This is a genomic window from Microbacterium sp. F2E, from assembly GCF_020905435.1.
GTDB lineage: Bacteria > Actinomycetota > Actinomycetes > Actinomycetales > Microbacteriaceae > Microbacterium > Microbacterium lacticum.
Genome location: NZ_JAJJIB010000001.1, coordinates 341,305 through 356,156, shown reverse-complemented (window position 1 = coordinate 356,156; position 14,852 = coordinate 341,305). Strand labels below are relative to the sequence as shown.

Here is a 14,852-nt window from a genome sequence, read left to right as displayed (position 1 = left end):
CTACAGTTGCGGAGGGGGAAGCCGCGGTGATCGGCGGACTGCTCTCACCGGCGTATCAGGTGCGGGTCAATTAGGCTCGATTCGACGTGCCGAAGCCCGCGGCCGTGCCCGGAGGTTTCTGCAATGACATGGCTTGATCTGGCAACCGCAACCGCGGTGGCCTTGGCTCTCGTGTTCGTACCCGGTCTCGCCATCACAATAGCCGTGGGCCTCCGCGGCCTGTGGGCGCCCGCGCTTGCTGCGCCGGCAGGCGTGAGCGTTGTCGGTGTCGCCGCGGTTATTGCCCCGATCGTCGGGCTCGCGTGGTCTGTGGCGGCAGTCGGGGCGGTTGCTATCGTGGCGGCTCTGGTGCTCCTGGCGTTGCGCTTGCTCGTCTGGCGGCGACAACCATCCGATGCGGACACACGTAGCCGTGGCGTCGTGACCCTTCTCGCTGTCGTCATTGCCGCCGTCATCACGACGACACAGCTGATCTTTGTGATCGGCTCACCGGAGAACATCTCCCAAACTTTCGACAACGTGTTCCATCTCAATGCGGTGCGTTACATCCTTGACAACAACAACGCGTCGCCGTTGTTCGTCGCGTCAATGACCAGCGCGGGCTTGCCGCCGAGCTTTTATCCGACGGGCTGGCATGCGATCGCTTCCCTCGTCGTCATCGTCACAGGAGTATCTATCCCGGTCGCGTCGCATGCCACCATGCTCCTCTTCGCCGCTGTGGCCTGGCCTATCGGCATCATCCTGTTGACGCGCACTTTGGGAGCGCGTTCGCGGGCCGGCCTCCTCGTTGCCGGGGTGGCAGCAGCTTCGTTCCCCGCGTTCCCGCTACTGCCGATCGACTACGGGGTGCTCTTCCCCTACATGATGGGGCTGAGTCTGGTTCCCGCCTCTCTCGCGGCAGTTCTCGGCGTTCGTTTCGCCGCGTCGCTGGCCGAACGCGCGCGGTGGCTGGTCGTTGTTCTCGGAGTGATACCAGGTTTGGCGATTGCGCACCCTGGCGCCCTCATGGCGTTTCTTCTTTTCGCGGCCGTCATCGCCGCGCTCGGCGTCGTATCGTTCCTTCGGAGTGGCGCCGGCCGGCGGGCCAAGATGCTCGCCGGAGCGTGCGCAGGCATCGGCGTCGTGGTCTTTTGCGGTCTCTGGTATGTGATGCGGCCAGAGGCGGCCGCACGCTCCTGGCTTCCCGACGAGACGGTGGCGCAAGCAATAGGCGAAGTGCTCACGGCATCACCTGCTCGATCGGCGCTCAATATCGTGATGGCATCGCTCGTTATCGTCGGAGTCATCGTGTGCGCTCGACGCCGTTCGCAGAGCGATCTTATCGTTCTTGCGATCGCTCTCATTTCGGCGATCCTCTACGTGGTCGTCAGTGGTCTTCCCTACTGGACTCCTCGTGACATGCTCGTCGGCGTCTGGTATGACAATTCACCGCGGCTCGCCGCTCTGTTACCGATCATCTGGGTGCCACTCGTCGCGACCGGCTATGAAGCGGTGCATGGATGGACGCGTGGGGTCCTCGCTCGGAAACGAGTGCCTGAACGCTCCGGACTCTGGTTCGTTGCGGCGGGCTCAGTTCTGATTGTGGGCGTGCTTCCGCAGGCCACCGCGATCAGAGTCGCGGTCGACAGTGCGGCGGGAAGCTATCGCTTTACGCAAGCGGCTCCTCTTCTCAGCACGGACGAGCACGAGCTGATCATGCGGCTTCCCGGCCTTGTGCCCTCCGATTTGGTGATCGCCGGGAGCCCGTGGACGGGTACGTCCCTGGCATATGCGCTAGCGGGGCGGAAGGTACTGATGCCGCATACGCTGACCGCGACGACGCCCGGCACCGATCTGATCAACGACGACCTGGACGACGCGACTCCCGGGTCGCCGGTGTGCGATGCGGTCCACACTGAAGACGTGCAGTACGTCCTGGATTTCGGTTCTCGAGAGGTCAACGGGGGGCATCACGTGTTCCCCGGCTACAGCAACCTGGAAGATTCGTCGGCCGTCCAACTCGTCGAGCAAGTGGGAGAAGCGCGGCTCTATCAGGTTGTAGGTTGTGGGGGCTGACGACGCCGCAATTCCGCAATCACAGCACGAGCTTGGTAAATGAGCACGACGAGTTCTGACGCCAACAGTGCCCAAACAGCGCCATGAACGCCATATAGAGAAGTACTCGCGACAAGCAAGGGGACGCCAAGCACCGCACCGAAGACTGTTGAGGTCGCAAGCGCGACCGTCTTGCCTAGCTGAACGAGACAGGCCAGGCCAAGAACTTGAGTCACCGACACCACGAGGAAGACCGCGCCAAATGGGATCGAGAGGTCAAAGCCGAAGCCGATGATCCCTTGTGACAAGAGCGAAACTGCGAGGGGGCCTAGGAGGGCGATGCAGATCGCCCCGGCTAGCCCGACAGCGGGGGCGAAGCGCAGAGCCTGTTTGACTCGATGCGATAAGTTCGCCGTACCCCCTTCGGGGATCCAGCCCTGGACGAACTGGAGCACCGGGCTGAACACAGTGAGCGCGACGCGAAACAGCCGGTCCCCCATTGCGTACTGAGCCAGCGATGCTGGCGCAACCGCGTTGAGAATGAGCATCGGCGCTGAGACATACAGTGCGGAAGTTGCAGCAGTGGTGACTGGATGCCTCTGCTGTGCCAGCAGGCGAACCGTACTCTGGACCGACCATCGAAGTCTCGGCCTATCTGGGGCAGAGGCGCGGATAACGATCCACCCCAGACAGACCGCGAGCGTGTTGAAAAGGAGCTGCGCTGTGACTGCTGCAACGAGCGACTTGCTGGCGGCCATCACGCCGATGCTCGTCAGAACTCCTAGCCCCTGTGGCATCACATCCACGAGAAAAAGTCGTGATGGCCGAGACTCGCCGACAAAGTACCATGATGCTCCCAGATAAGGGATTAGGTAGGCCAACGAGCCTACAAGCACTAGATCGAGATGAGTGGGGTTGAGTAGTCCCATCACAATGACCATTAATGGGTAGGTAACCGTGATGAGGTAGACCCGTGCGACGAGGGAGTCCGCGTAAGCGCTCGGGCGAAGTTCGCTAGGCATGCTCGCCACTTCTGCTGCGCCGGTTGTACCCCATCCGAAGCCCACAAGTACTCCGAATAGCGCCGCCGCCGACTGGATCGACGCAAGGACTCCCCACGAGTAGCTGCCCGCGGCCGAAATGAACACGGCTGCCGCTACCAGGCCGATGACTGCGATGAACGCCGTCGTGACCCCGTAGCTGCCTAGACGTAGGAGCGCTGACAGCCGGGCGCTCATCGCCATTGGCTGTTCAGCATCCGATCGCTTTTCGCTGAGCTCGAGAGAGGCTCGCGATAAGTTCTCCGGGAGCTTGAATGCGAGGCCGTTTCAAGGCGCCTTCACTGAAACCCCTCGCGACGGCTGAGAACCAAGCTCGCTTGCTTCTTGCAACAGGGAACTGGCGCAGTGCATGTACGACCAGCCCGAGGACGTCGATCATGTCGATGCCGATGGGCGACGTCCTCGAACGCACATACCAGAGCCGGTTGCGAACGAAGTAGAAGAGTCGTGGCCCCATGTCATTAGAGACGGGTTGACTGTCGGGGTGATTCACCATGCTGGTTGGGATCACCATCGCGAGGCCTCGGTCGGACAGTCTATGCGTGTACTCCGAATCATCCATCCAAATGAAGTAGTCAGACATCGGGAGCGCCATTTTCGACGCGACCTCCAGATTGACCATCACCCCCACAAAGGTGGCCGTCTGCACGGCGAAGCCGCCGTGATCCGCCGCAATCGTCTGCCGACGGGCATCTGTGCTCACGACAGGGGGGTTGCGTTCATTAAACACGCCGCGGCCGGCTGTGACGAGCGACGCCAGGAATGTCGGCTTCTCCTCGAGCGTCTCAAAGACTCGAACGAGAGGTTCTGCCGCATCAAGCTCCGGTTCGGCGTCGTCGTCCATCAACCAGGCCGCTTGGTGTCCGCGCGCGAGGGCAATCTCGACTCCCCATGCGAATCCGCCCGCCCCACCGAGATTTTTTGCGGTGCGGAACAGAGTTACGGACGGGTGCTCTTGCTCGACGTAGTCGGCGCTACCGTCGGTCGAACCGTTGTCAACGACGATGATCTCGTCCAGCCTCCGCGTCTGACCTTCAAGCGCGGCGAGGCACTTCTTCAGAAGGGGTAGACGGTTGTACGACACGACCACTGCTGCGAACGTCACAAAGCCCTCACTCTCGATCCTCCAATTATCCCACAGCCGTTCGGCGGAGCAGATCCAGACCCGGGTCGGTAGACAGGGTGTGGCACGATTGCAGGGTGAAGGGCATCATCCTCGCCGGCGGGTCCGGCACGCGTCTCCACCCGATCACTCTCGGTGTCTCGAAGCAGTTGGTTCCGGTATACGACAAGCCGATGGTGTACTACCCGCTGTCGACGCTGATGTTGGCGGGGATCGATGAAATCTTGGTGATCACGACGCCGCATGATGCGCCGTTCTTCGAGCGCTTGTTGGGGGATGGGTCGCAGTTCGGTATTCGGTTGTCGTTTGCGCAGCAGCCGTCGCCGGATGGTTTGGCGCAAGCGTTCACGATCGGTGCCGATTTCATCGGTGATGACAAGGTGGCGCTGGTGCTCGGTGACAACCTGCTCTACGGGCCGGGTCTCGGTACGCAGTTGAAGCGGTACGCGGATGTCGACGGTGGTGCCGTGTTCGCCTACTGGGTGGCGGAACCCTCGGCATACGGCGTGGTGGAGATCGACGCGGATGGGCGTGCGGTCTCGCTCGAAGAGAAGCCCGCCCACCCGAAGAGCAGCTTCGCTGTTCCGGGTCTGTACTTCTACGACAACGATGTGGTGAAGATCGCTCGTTCTCTGGAGCCATCGCCGCGTGGCGAATATGAGATCACTGATGTCAACAAGGCGTATCTGGAGGCCGGGAAGCTGAAGGTAGAGGTCCTCCCGCGTGGCACAGCCTGGTTGGACACAGGGACGTTCGACCAGATGACGGACGCCGCCGAGTACGTTCGCACAATGCAGCGACGCACGGGCATGTCGATCGGCGTGCCTGAAGAGGTCGCGTGGCGCCAAGGGTTCCTCTCCGACGACGAGCTGCGTGTCCGCGCCGAAAAGCTCGTCAAGTCGGGATATGGCACCTACCTTCTCGAAACTTTGGAAAGAGGGCGCTGATGCGCAAACTGCTCGTGACCGGCGGCGCCGGCTTCATCGGTTCGAACTTCGTCCACCACGTGATCGAGCACACCGACGATCACGTCACGGTGCTCGACAAGCTCACCTACGCCGGCAACCGGGCCTCGCTCGAGGGCCTGCCTGCCGACCGGCTCACGTTCGTCGAGGGCGACATCGCCGACGCCGCACTCGTCGACGGGCTCTTCGCCGACGCAGATGCCGTGGTGCACTACGCCGCCGAGTCGCACAACGACAACTCGCTGAACGATCCGCGCCCGTTCCTCGATACCAACATCATCGGCACCTACACGCTGCTCGAAGCGGCCCGCAAGCACGGCACGCGTCTGCACCACATCTCGACCGACGAGGTCTACGGCGACCTCGAGCTCGACGACCCGGCGCGTTTCACCGAGTCGACGCCGTACAACCCGTCGTCGCCCTACAGCAGCACGAAGGCGGGTTCCGACCTTCTCGTGCGGGCGTGGGTGCGCTCGTTCGGCGTGCAGGCGACGATCTCGAACTGCTCGAACAACTACGGCCCGTACCAGCACGTGGAGAAGTTCATCCCCCGACAGATCACCAACGTGATCCGGGGCATCCGCCCCAAGCTCTACGGCAAGGGAGAGAACGTCCGCGACTGGATCCACGCCGACGACCACTCCTCCGCCGTCCTCACCATCCTCGATGGGGGCCGGATCGGCGAGACCTACCTCATCGGCGCCGACGGCGAGAAGGACAACAAGACCGTCGTCGAACTGATCCTGACCCTCATGGGCCAGCCCGCGGACGCCTACGACCACGTCACCGACCGCGCCGGCCACGACCTGCGCTACGCGATCGACTCGACGAAGCTGCGCACCGAGCTCGGATGGCAGCCGCAGTACCGCGACTTCAAGGCCGGCCTCGCCGCCACGATCGACTGGTACAAGGCCAACGAGCCCTGGTGGGCCGCCGACAAGGACGGCGTCGAAGCGTTCTACGCGTCGAAGGGGCAGTGACGGTGACCGAGTACGGTAAGCAGCTGACCGTCACCGAGACGACGATCCCGGGTTTGGTGGTGTTCGATCTTCCGGTGCATGGGGATGCGCGGGGGTGGTTCAAGGAGAACTGGCAGCGGGAGAAGATGACCGGCCTGGGGCTCGCTGATTTCGGTCCGGTGCAGAACAACATCTCTTTCAACGACGCTGTCGGCACCACCCGCGGCATCCACGCCGAACCCTGGGACAAATGGGTGTCCGTCGCGACCGGGCGCATCTTCGGCGCGTGGGTGGACCTCCGCGAGGGCCCGTCGTTCGGTGCCGTGTACACGACCGAACTCGACCCCTCGAAGGCGATCTTCGTGCCGCGGGGTGTGGGGAACTCCTATCAGACCCTGGAGCCTGACACGGCGTACACGTATCTCGTGAACGACCACTGGTCCCCGGATGCGGCGTACTCGTTCCTGAACCTTGCGGATGAGACCGCGGGGATCGAGTGGCCGATCCCGCTGGCCGAGGTGGAGATCTCCCCGAAGGACCTCGCCCACCCGCGTCTGGCGGGGGTGACGCCGATTCCGCCGAAGAAGATCCTCATCGTCGGGGCGAATGGTCAGCTCGGCCGGGCGTTGCGGGCCGAGTACGGTGACGCCGCCCATATCGAGTACACCGACCGCACCACCTTGGATATCACCGCCCCCGGCTTGGCGGGTGCCCGCCGGTGGCGGGATTACGGCACGATCATCAACGCCGCCGCGTATACGAAAGTCGATGTCGCGGAGACCCCGGAGGGGCGTCGTGAGGCGTGGGTGGGGAACGTGACCGGTGTCACAGAGCTTGCCCGTATCGCCACGGCGAACGGGATCACCCTCGTGCACGTGTCCAGCGACTACGTCTTCGACGGCACCAGTGACCGCCCGTACCGGGAGGATGACCCCGTCGCCCCCCTGGGGGTGTACGGGCAGACCAAAGCCGCCGGTGACGCCGTCGTGGCCACGGTGCCCCGCCATTACATCGTCCGCACCAGCTGGGTCATCGGCGACGGCAACAACTTCGTCCGCACTATGGCCTCCCTCGCCGAACGCGGCATCAACCCCCTCGTCGTCAACGACCAAACCGGGCGCCTGACGTTCACCACCGATATCGCCCGCGGCATCCGTCACCTCCTCGACACCCACGCCGACTACGGGGTCTACAACCTCACCGGCGACGGCGACCCGCAGACCTGGGCCGACATCGCCCGTCAGGTCTTCGAACTCACCGGGCACGACCCCGCGCGGGTGACGGGTGTGTCGACCGAGGAGTACTTCTCCTCGGCGACCGCGCCCGTGGCCCCTCGGCCCCGCAACAGCGTGCTGGATCTGTCGAAGGCACTCGGCGCGGGCCTCACCCTCGCCGACGCGCGTGCCCGACTCCGCGACCACGTAGGAGCGTCGACACCATGAGGGTGGCGAACTCCGACACGCTCATCATCGTGCCGGCCTGGAACGAGGCGGGCAGCATCGGCGCCACACTCGCGGATATCCGCGCGGCGGGGCTCTCGTACGATGTCGTCGTCGTCGACGACGGGTCCACCGACCGCACCGCTGAGATCGCACGCGCGGCGGACGCGATCGTCCTCGAACTGCCCTTCAACCTCGGGGTCGGCGGGGCCATGCGGGCGGGTTTCACTTACGCGCACCGCGGCGGATATCGGCGCGCGATCCAGGTCGACGCCGACGGGCAGCACAATGCCGCGGACATTCAGCGAGTGCTCGCCGGGCTGGAGTCGGCAGACATCAGCATCGGCGCACGCTTCGCCGATGTCGGTGACTACACCGTCAAGGGCCCTCGTCGCTGGGCGATGGTCGTCCTCGCGAAAGTGGTCTCGCGCGTCGCGCACGCGCGCCTCACCGACGTGACCAGCGGTTTCCGCGCCGCGGGGCCCCGCGCGATCGCGCAATACGTCCGCTACTACCCGGCGGAGTACCTCGGCGACACCCTCGACTCGCTCGTGGCCGCGTTGCACTCGGGCCTCACGGTCACGCAGGTCCCGGTCGCGATGCGGCCGCGGCAACACGGGACGCCGAGCCAGGGGGCCGCCGGAGCAGCGATCTACCTGTTTCGCTCGGTCTTCGCGCTCGGTCTCGCTCTCATGCGTCCGCGGCCACGTCCCCGCAGAGACCTAGGTGGATTATGATCGTCGCTCTCGGCGCCGCGCTCGCCGTCATTATTCTCGTCGTCGTCCTCTGGATGCTCCTCACCCGACGGCTGAGGGAGAAGTACGCGTTCCTGTATTTGGTTCTCGGGCTCGTTCTGCTCGTGCTCGGACTCTTTCCCGCACTGCTCAACAAGGCCACCGCTCTTCTCGGTGTGCAGGTGCCGGCGAATCTGCTGTTCGCAGCGTCGATCGTCGTTCTTCTCGGGATTGTGCTCCACCAGTCTTGGGAACTGTCCCTGAGCGAAGATGAAGCCCGTCGACTCGCTGAAGACGTCGCGATCCTGGGAGCACGATTGGATGCCGTCGAGAAGCAGCTGTCGGCCGCCGAGCAGCGCAACGGACCCGAGTCCGAGGATCCTCGTCGGTAGCGTTCGGGGGCACCCGAGCGACGCTCAGGTGCCCCCGATGTGCTTCGACGATGAGCTGATCAGCGAATGACGTGGCGCCACAACGCGCGTGGCGAACCCTTGTCGGAGCGGTAGGCCTTCGGTAGAAGCGACGCCGCGTTCAGCCGCGACGTCAGGTGGCGTCGTGCGGTTCGGGCGGCGCGGCGCCAACCGAGCGCGTCGAAGCTCGCCGCCTCGCCGAGGAAGAAGGCACGCTCCTCATCGAAGCGGCGGCCGTCGAGCGCTCGCACGGACGAATCGGACGCCGAGTGTCGGCGGTAGTCGAAAACGACCTCTGTGAGCAGCGCCATGCGCCCGCCGCTCTTGATGATGTCCAGGATCAGTGCGAGATCCTGTACGACGTCCAGACCCGTTCGGAACCCGATATCGCGCACGCGCGAGGTCTTCCAGGCGATCGAGGGGAAGTAGGCCCAATCGCCGCGCATGAGGCTGGCGGCGAGGTCTTCACCCCCCAGGGATGACCCATCGGAGGGCACTCGGGGCGTGATGGCCTTCTTGACGCGGTCGACCAACGGCAGGACTCGAGTGCCGTTCTCATCGATCACCTGAACGCCGGGTTGCACGATGTCCACATCGAACCGAGCGATGGCAGCGGACACCGCAGCCAGATATCCCGGTCGCATGACGTCGTCGGCACCCATCATGACGAACCAGTCGGCCTCGACGAGCTCGACCGCCTTGCGGTAGTTGCCGTTCGCCCCCAGATTCGTCTCGTTGCGCAGATAGTGCACGCGAGGATCCTCCATGGCCCCGAACCAGCGGGCGGGCTCGGGGTCGGGGTAGCCGTCGTCCAGCACGACCAGCCGGAAGTCGACGAGAGTCTGATCGAGGACGCTCTGGGCCGCCTCCTTCATCTGGGCGACATCGCCGTAGTAGGGCAGCATGACGTCGAATACGGGCAACGCGGTCTCCAGGGCAGAGTGAGAGGATGAACCTATAGTCTAGATGCGTTACCTGCCCCCTCGAGATTGGTACCTATGCACGTCGACGTCGGCAGGCCACTCATCTCTGTGTGCATGGCGGCCTACAACGGTGCCGATTTCATTCTCGACCAGATCGCCTCGATCCTGTCTGAACTAGAGGCCTCGGACGAGCTGATCGTTGTTGATGACTGCTCTACCGACGGAACTCCCGAGATCGTAGAGGCGATTGGGGATTCGCGGATCCGCCTCATCCGCGCTGAACAAAACAGAGGGTACGTCAAGACATTTGAGGCCGCCCTTAAAGAGGCGAAGAACGATGTGATCTTTCTTTCCGATCAAGACGACATTTGGATGCCGGGTCGTGTAGCCGTGATGCTTGATGCCTTAGGCAACAACATCATGGTCGTGAGCAACTGTGAACATTTCGGAGCTGAACCCAGCACATTCCAGGAGATCCGGGTGCGATCTGAGCAGTCGTCGATGCGCGTGCGCAACTGCGTCGGAATCATTGTTGGCTATCGCCTGCATTGGGGATGCGCAATGGCGTTTCGTAAACGACTCCTCGAAGTTGTTCTTCCATTCCCTCGATACATGCGTGAGTCACACGATCAGTACCTAGCTCTGGCAGCCAATGTGCTAGGTAGTGTTTGCTACCTGGAAAACGACACGATTTGGCATCGACTCCACTCCTCAAACCTCACCCCCCAACGCGTTCGCTCGCCATCTCGTATTCTGAAGGCTCGGCTTGCCTTCCTTGGCGAGCTTGGCGTCCTCATCGCGAGGAGCACTCGTGCACGTGGTCGCGAACGTATTCTCCCTGACGCGGAGTACTCGCCATTGAGCGACGGGATTACCATTGTAGTATCGTGTTTCAACCCACCGTTCTCCTTGGTATCGCGTGTCGAGAGGTGGTCTGCAACGATCGGGCCAGTCATCGCAGTTGATGATGGCTCTGATAGAGTCGACGCGTATTTCTGGCAACTGCTTAGAGACGCCGGCGCAGAGGTCGTGACCCTTGAAAGAAATTCGGGTATCGCGGCCGCTCTGAATGCCGGTATTCGGACGGCTATCGAAACGGAAGACCCTGAGTGGATCCTTACAATGGATCAAGACTCGGATCTCAGCGACGATTACGTTTCCGCTGCGCTCGGTGCGTTTGACGGGTCAGGTGATGCTCCTGTTGGCCTGCTCTGCTCGGGATCTCAGAATGGGTATGTTGTACCCCTTGTTAGATCCGTCTCGGGGATAGCTGAGTCATTCGATCCGATGCAATCAGGCACCATGATTCGGCGAGATGTCATTTCTGATATCGGGCTTTTTCGAGAAGACTTCTTCATAGATGCGGTCGATTCGGAGTACACAGCGCGCGCGCGTCAGGCAGGGTGGTATGCACTCGCTGTTCCGGGCGCAGACCTCGTGCACGCGCTTGGCGAGGCCCGGCCGATGACGCTTTTCGGGAGGAGGCTGACTTGGTTCGGTAAACCACTCTCTGTCTACGAGCATCAACCCTTCAGGGTCTACTTCATGACGCGTAACAGCCTGCTATTAGCGAGGACTTACTTCGCGAAACAGCCGCGGTGGGTCGTGAGACGTCTCGTGACCGAATTCGAGAGCCACGTCATCCGTTTCGTGTTCGGCCCGGCGCGTGCAAAGAATCTTGTTGCTGTCATATACGGCATACGGGATGCGATGCTCAATCGAACAGGGCCGATATCTAGCCGGCTCCGCAAGCGACTCTGACGGGTTTAGCACAGGGCACCCAGACCTTCAGGCCCGATGGGATTCGGCGTGGATGCATCCTGCGCGTGGCAGGGCCGTCATAGCCTCTTTGCGCCTCGAGACCGACGCAGCGTCTCTGCGCTCCACGGGCGCTCAGGGGTCGTGGGGTAGACTCCCGTGGTTCGCGTCCTTGCGTCGATTACTCGCACGCCACACCGAAAAGAAGCAGCATATACATGGATCTCCTCGTCGTCGGCTCTGGATTCTTCGGACTCACCATCGCGGAGCGCGCAGCATCCGCTGGCCGTAAGGTCACCGTCATCGATCGGCGTCATCACATCGGTGGCAACGCCTACAGCGAGGACGAGCCCGAGACGGGGATCGAGGTGCACCGCTACGGCGCGCACCTGTTCCACACGTCGAACCAGACGGTGTGGGAGTACGTGAACCGCTTCACGGCGTTCACTCCGTACGTGCACCGGGTGTACACGAACCACAAGAACGTGGTGTTCCCGCTGCCGATCAACCTCGGCACGATCAACCAGTTCTTCCAGGCGGCGTACACGCCCGACGAGGCGCGTCAGCTCATCCTCGAGCAGGCGGGCGAGTTCGATCCGAAGACGGCGCAGAACCTCGAAGAGCGGGGTATCGGTCTCATCGGTCGCCCCCTTTACGAAGCATTCATCCGCGACTACACCGCGAAGCAGTGGCAGACCGACCCGACGGAGCTTCCGGCGGAGATCATCAGTCGTCTGCCCGTGCGCTACAACTACGACAACCGCTACTTCAACGACACGTGGGAAGGTCTGCCGGTCGAAGGCTACACCGCGTGGATCGAGCGGATGGCCGATCACCCCAACATCGAGGTGAAGCTGTCGACGGACTTCTTCGACGAGTCGCAGCCGCTGAACAAGAAGGCGACCGTCGGTCAGGTGCCGATCGTGTACACCGGTCCGGTGGATCGTTACTTCGACTACGCCGAGGGGTCTCTCTCGTGGCGTACGCTCGATTTCGAAGAAGAGGTCCTGCCGGTTGGTGACTTCCAGGGCACGCCCGTCATGAACTACGCGGATCGTGATGTGCCATACACGCGCATCCACGAGTTCAAGCACTTCCACCCGGAGCGCGCGGACCGCTATCCCACAGACAAGACGGTCATCATGCGGGAGTTCTCGCGCTTCGCAAACCGCGACGACGAGCCGTATTACCCGGTCAACACTCCGGAAGACCGTGCCGGTGTGCTCGCGTACCGCGAACTGGCTAAGGGCGAGAACGACGTCCACTTCGGCGGACGGCTCGGCACCTACCAGTACCTCGACATGCACATGGCCATCGGGTCGGCGCTGTCGATGTGGAACAACCAGCTCGCCTGACGCCTCGCGCGCTCCAGGTCTCCAGCAGTAGGAGTCACCCTTCGCGGGGCTCGACAAGGAAGGTGTCATGGCGAACGAATCGGATCACTGGGTCCCCGTCAACCACACGGTGTTCCCCGTAGAAGGCGTCGCGGAAGTGTCTGCGCTGTACGTCGACACCGGGCACGGTGACGGATCGCAGCCCGGCCAGGACTACGAGATCCTGAGTCGGTCCTCCATCCGAGTGTTCGCGCGTTCGCGCGTGTCGACGGGAACGTTCTTCAACGCTTTTCCGGCTAGCTACTGGCAGCGGTACACGTCTGTACGGAGCGTTCGCCTCCGCGTGTCGCTCGAAGGACGCGGTCTTCTCTCCGTCTACAAGTCGAGCGCCCGCGGTCGATCCTCCGCCGTCGCCTCACGCACGTTCGAGGACGAGATAGTCGAGTTCGACCTCCCGGTGCGCGCGTTCGTTGACGGTGGTATGTATTGGTTCGACGTTGCTGCTGCCGAAGTCGATGCCACAGTATCCAACGCCGAATGGTTGGCGCCTGCCGAGGACGACTGGACGCCAGGCACCGTCAGCATCGGAATCACGACCTTCAACAGGCCGAGCTACTGTCTGAACCAGATTCGCACGGTCGGCGCATACCCCGATACGGTCGAGTTGATCGATCGTCTCAACGTGGTCGATCAAGGCACGGATCTCGTCCAAAATCAGGACGGATTTGTCGACGCGGCGGCCGCACTGGGCGAGAAGCTCCATCTTGTGCGCCAGCCTAACCTCGGTGGGTCTGGCGGATTCTCTCGCGCGATGCTCGAGACGCTTCGCCAAGGCGTGAGTAGATACGTCCTCCTACTTGACGACGACGCGATCTCGGAGCCGGAGGCGATCTATCGCGCGGTGCGATTTGCGGACTTCGCCGTGACCCCCACCGTGGTCGGCGGCGGAATGCTACATCTCGATGATCGCGCCGTTTTGTACACCCAAGGCGAGACCTGGAACTATTCGAAAGCTTGGATGTCTGCTTCCAGCGGAACCGAATACGACCACGACTTCGCCGAAGACACCGTCAGGGAGACTCCGGAGCTTCATCGGCGCGCGTCGGCGGATTTCAATGGTTGGTGGATGTGCTTGATCCCCACCGCGGTTATCCGAGAAATCGGACTCTCGCTCCCCGTGTTCCTGAAGTTCGACGACATCGAGTTCTCCCTGCGTGCTGGAGCTCACGGATATCCCACTGTGTGTCTCCCGGGCGTCGCCGTGTGGCACATGGCATGGCACGATAAGGACCCAACTCGGACGTGGGAGGAGTACTTCATCCACCGCAACCGGTGGATCACGGCCGCCTTGCACCCTGGTGGGAGGCGCGCTGGCATCCTTCCCCTGCACTCATTCCTCGGCGACGTGAAGCTCTTGCTGATGCTCCAGTACTCCACCGTGCGCCTTCGGCACGAAGCGCTCCGAGACCTGCTTCAAGGCCCGGACAACCTCCCCGGTCTGCTTGCCACCAAACAGAAGGTGCTTCAACAGCTGAGGTCGGAGTTCTCCGACGCGCGCGTCGTTGAGGATATCGCCTCCTTGCCTCCCGTTCGTCGCACATCGCGAGTGTGGCTGGGACGGGTCGTGCGGCCCACCAACCCGCTCGCTGCCTTGCTTCTCGCGGCTCGAGTCGGAGTTCGGCAACTCTTGGTCAAAGAGTCTCGAGGGAGCCGGAAGAATCCTGAGAGGATCATCGCAGCACCCGACAACTCATGGTGGCGCTTCGCAGATATTGATTCGGCTTTGGTGACTGCTCCTGACGGCTCGGGCGTCGCCTGGTACCAGCGCGATCGCGCAACGATGCACCGATTCTTGGGAAGAAGTATCCGCCTGCATCTGCGCTTGGCGCGCACCTGGCCACGGCTCACAAAGCGATACACCGACGCCTTGCCGAATCTGGTGGGCGAGAAGGCTTGGAGCGATACGTTCGCTCAAATCGATCGAGAATGAGGTCGGCGCAGGTCGCGCCGGCTCACGAGACGCTAAGTGCCGCCGCGGGCACTCGCGCCCTTCATGTAGAGCGCCCTGGCTGAGTCCGGATTGTGGCAGCGATGAAGATGCGCCCTACCGTG

The 14,852-nt window shown here is 62.7% G+C and carries 12 protein-coding genes; 9 read left to right on the top strand and 3 right to left on the bottom strand.

Annotated elements, in window-relative coordinates:
* The first annotated feature begins 123 nt into the window (after window positions 1-123).
* The gene (locus LOK55_RS01700; protein WP_229933968.1) at window positions 124-2,055 is read left to right on the top strand and encodes a DUF6541 family protein; all 1,932 of its coding nucleotides are present in this window, start codon (window positions 124-126) and stop codon (window positions 2,053-2,055) included.
* On the opposite strand, the gene LOK55_RS01695 is transcribed toward LOK55_RS01700, so the two are convergent.
* On the bottom strand, window positions 2,031-3,272 hold the full coding sequence (locus tag LOK55_RS01695; protein WP_229933967.1) for a lipopolysaccharide biosynthesis protein: 1,242 nt from the start codon (window positions 3,270-3,272) through the stop codon (window positions 2,031-2,033). The two genes, LOK55_RS01700 and LOK55_RS01695, sit on opposite strands and share 25 nt — an antisense overlap.
* 13 nt (window positions 3,273-3,285) lie before the next feature.
* The gene (locus tag LOK55_RS01690) at window positions 3,286-4,200 is read right to left on the bottom strand and encodes a glycosyltransferase family 2 protein (protein ID WP_229933966.1); all 915 of its coding nucleotides are present in this window, start codon (window positions 4,198-4,200) and stop codon (window positions 3,286-3,288) included.
* A gap of 95 nt (window positions 4,201-4,295) precedes the next feature.
* Between LOK55_RS01690 and rfbA the strand changes: the two genes are divergently transcribed.
* The 5 genes from rfbA to LOK55_RS01665 are packed head-to-tail and all read left to right on the top strand — an operon-like array spanning window position 4,296 to window position 8,707.
* Window positions 4,296-5,165 carry a glucose-1-phosphate thymidylyltransferase RfbA gene (rfbA, locus tag LOK55_RS01685; RefSeq protein WP_229933965.1) on the top strand — a complete coding sequence of 290 codons (870 nt, stop codon included), beginning with the start codon at window positions 4,296-4,298 and terminating at the stop codon, window positions 5,163-5,165.
* Entirely contained in the window at window positions 5,165-6,163 is a 999-nt protein-coding gene (gene rfbB / locus LOK55_RS01680; RefSeq protein ID WP_229933964.1) for a dTDP-glucose 4,6-dehydratase, read from the top strand. The genes rfbA and rfbB overlap by 1 nt, the downstream gene beginning before the upstream one ends.
* The gene (locus tag LOK55_RS01675; RefSeq protein WP_229933963.1) at window positions 6,160-7,584 is read left to right on the top strand and encodes a bifunctional dTDP-4-dehydrorhamnose 3,5-epimerase family protein/NAD(P)-dependent oxidoreductase; all 1,425 of its coding nucleotides are present in this window, start codon (window positions 6,160-6,162) and stop codon (window positions 7,582-7,584) included. The genes rfbB and LOK55_RS01675 overlap by 4 nt, the downstream gene beginning before the upstream one ends.
* On the top strand, window positions 7,581-8,318 hold the full coding sequence (locus LOK55_RS01670; RefSeq protein ID WP_229933962.1) for a glycosyltransferase family 2 protein: 738 nt from the start codon (window positions 7,581-7,583) through the stop codon (window positions 8,316-8,318). Before LOK55_RS01675 ends, LOK55_RS01670 begins: the two co-directional genes overlap by 4 nt.
* Window positions 8,315-8,707, top strand: a complete 393-nt coding sequence (locus tag LOK55_RS01665; protein ID WP_229933961.1) for a DUF2304 domain-containing protein — start codon at window positions 8,315-8,317, stop codon at window positions 8,705-8,707. Before LOK55_RS01670 ends, LOK55_RS01665 begins: the two co-directional genes overlap by 4 nt.
* Before the next feature lie 59 nt (window positions 8,708-8,766).
* Here the strand turns inward: LOK55_RS01665 and LOK55_RS01660 are convergent, their stop codons facing one another.
* Window positions 8,767-9,630 carry a glycosyltransferase family 2 protein gene (locus LOK55_RS01660; protein WP_229934044.1) on the bottom strand — a complete coding sequence of 288 codons (864 nt, stop codon included), beginning with the start codon at window positions 9,628-9,630 and terminating at the stop codon, window positions 8,767-8,769.
* Window positions 9,631-9,723: 93 nt separating this feature from the next.
* On the opposite strand from LOK55_RS01660, the gene LOK55_RS01655 reads away from it, so the two are divergent.
* The 3 genes from LOK55_RS01655 (at window position 9,724) to LOK55_RS01645 (ending at window position 14,730) form a co-directional block, all read left to right on the top strand.
* The gene (locus tag LOK55_RS01655; protein ID WP_229933960.1) at window positions 9,724-11,409 is read left to right on the top strand and encodes a glycosyltransferase; all 1,686 of its coding nucleotides are present in this window, start codon (window positions 9,724-9,726) and stop codon (window positions 11,407-11,409) included.
* 215 nt (window positions 11,410-11,624) lie between these two features.
* Window positions 11,625-12,761, top strand: coding sequence for a UDP-galactopyranose mutase (glf, locus tag LOK55_RS01650; protein WP_229933959.1), 1,137 nt, complete (start codon window positions 11,625-11,627; stop codon window positions 12,759-12,761).
* A gap of 67 nt (window positions 12,762-12,828) precedes the next feature.
* Window positions 12,829-14,730: a glycosyltransferase gene (locus LOK55_RS01645; RefSeq protein ID WP_229933958.1), complete on the top strand. Its 1,902-nt coding sequence runs from the start codon at window positions 12,829-12,831 to the stop codon at window positions 14,728-14,730.
* Window positions 14,731-14,852: the final 122 nt, after the last annotated feature.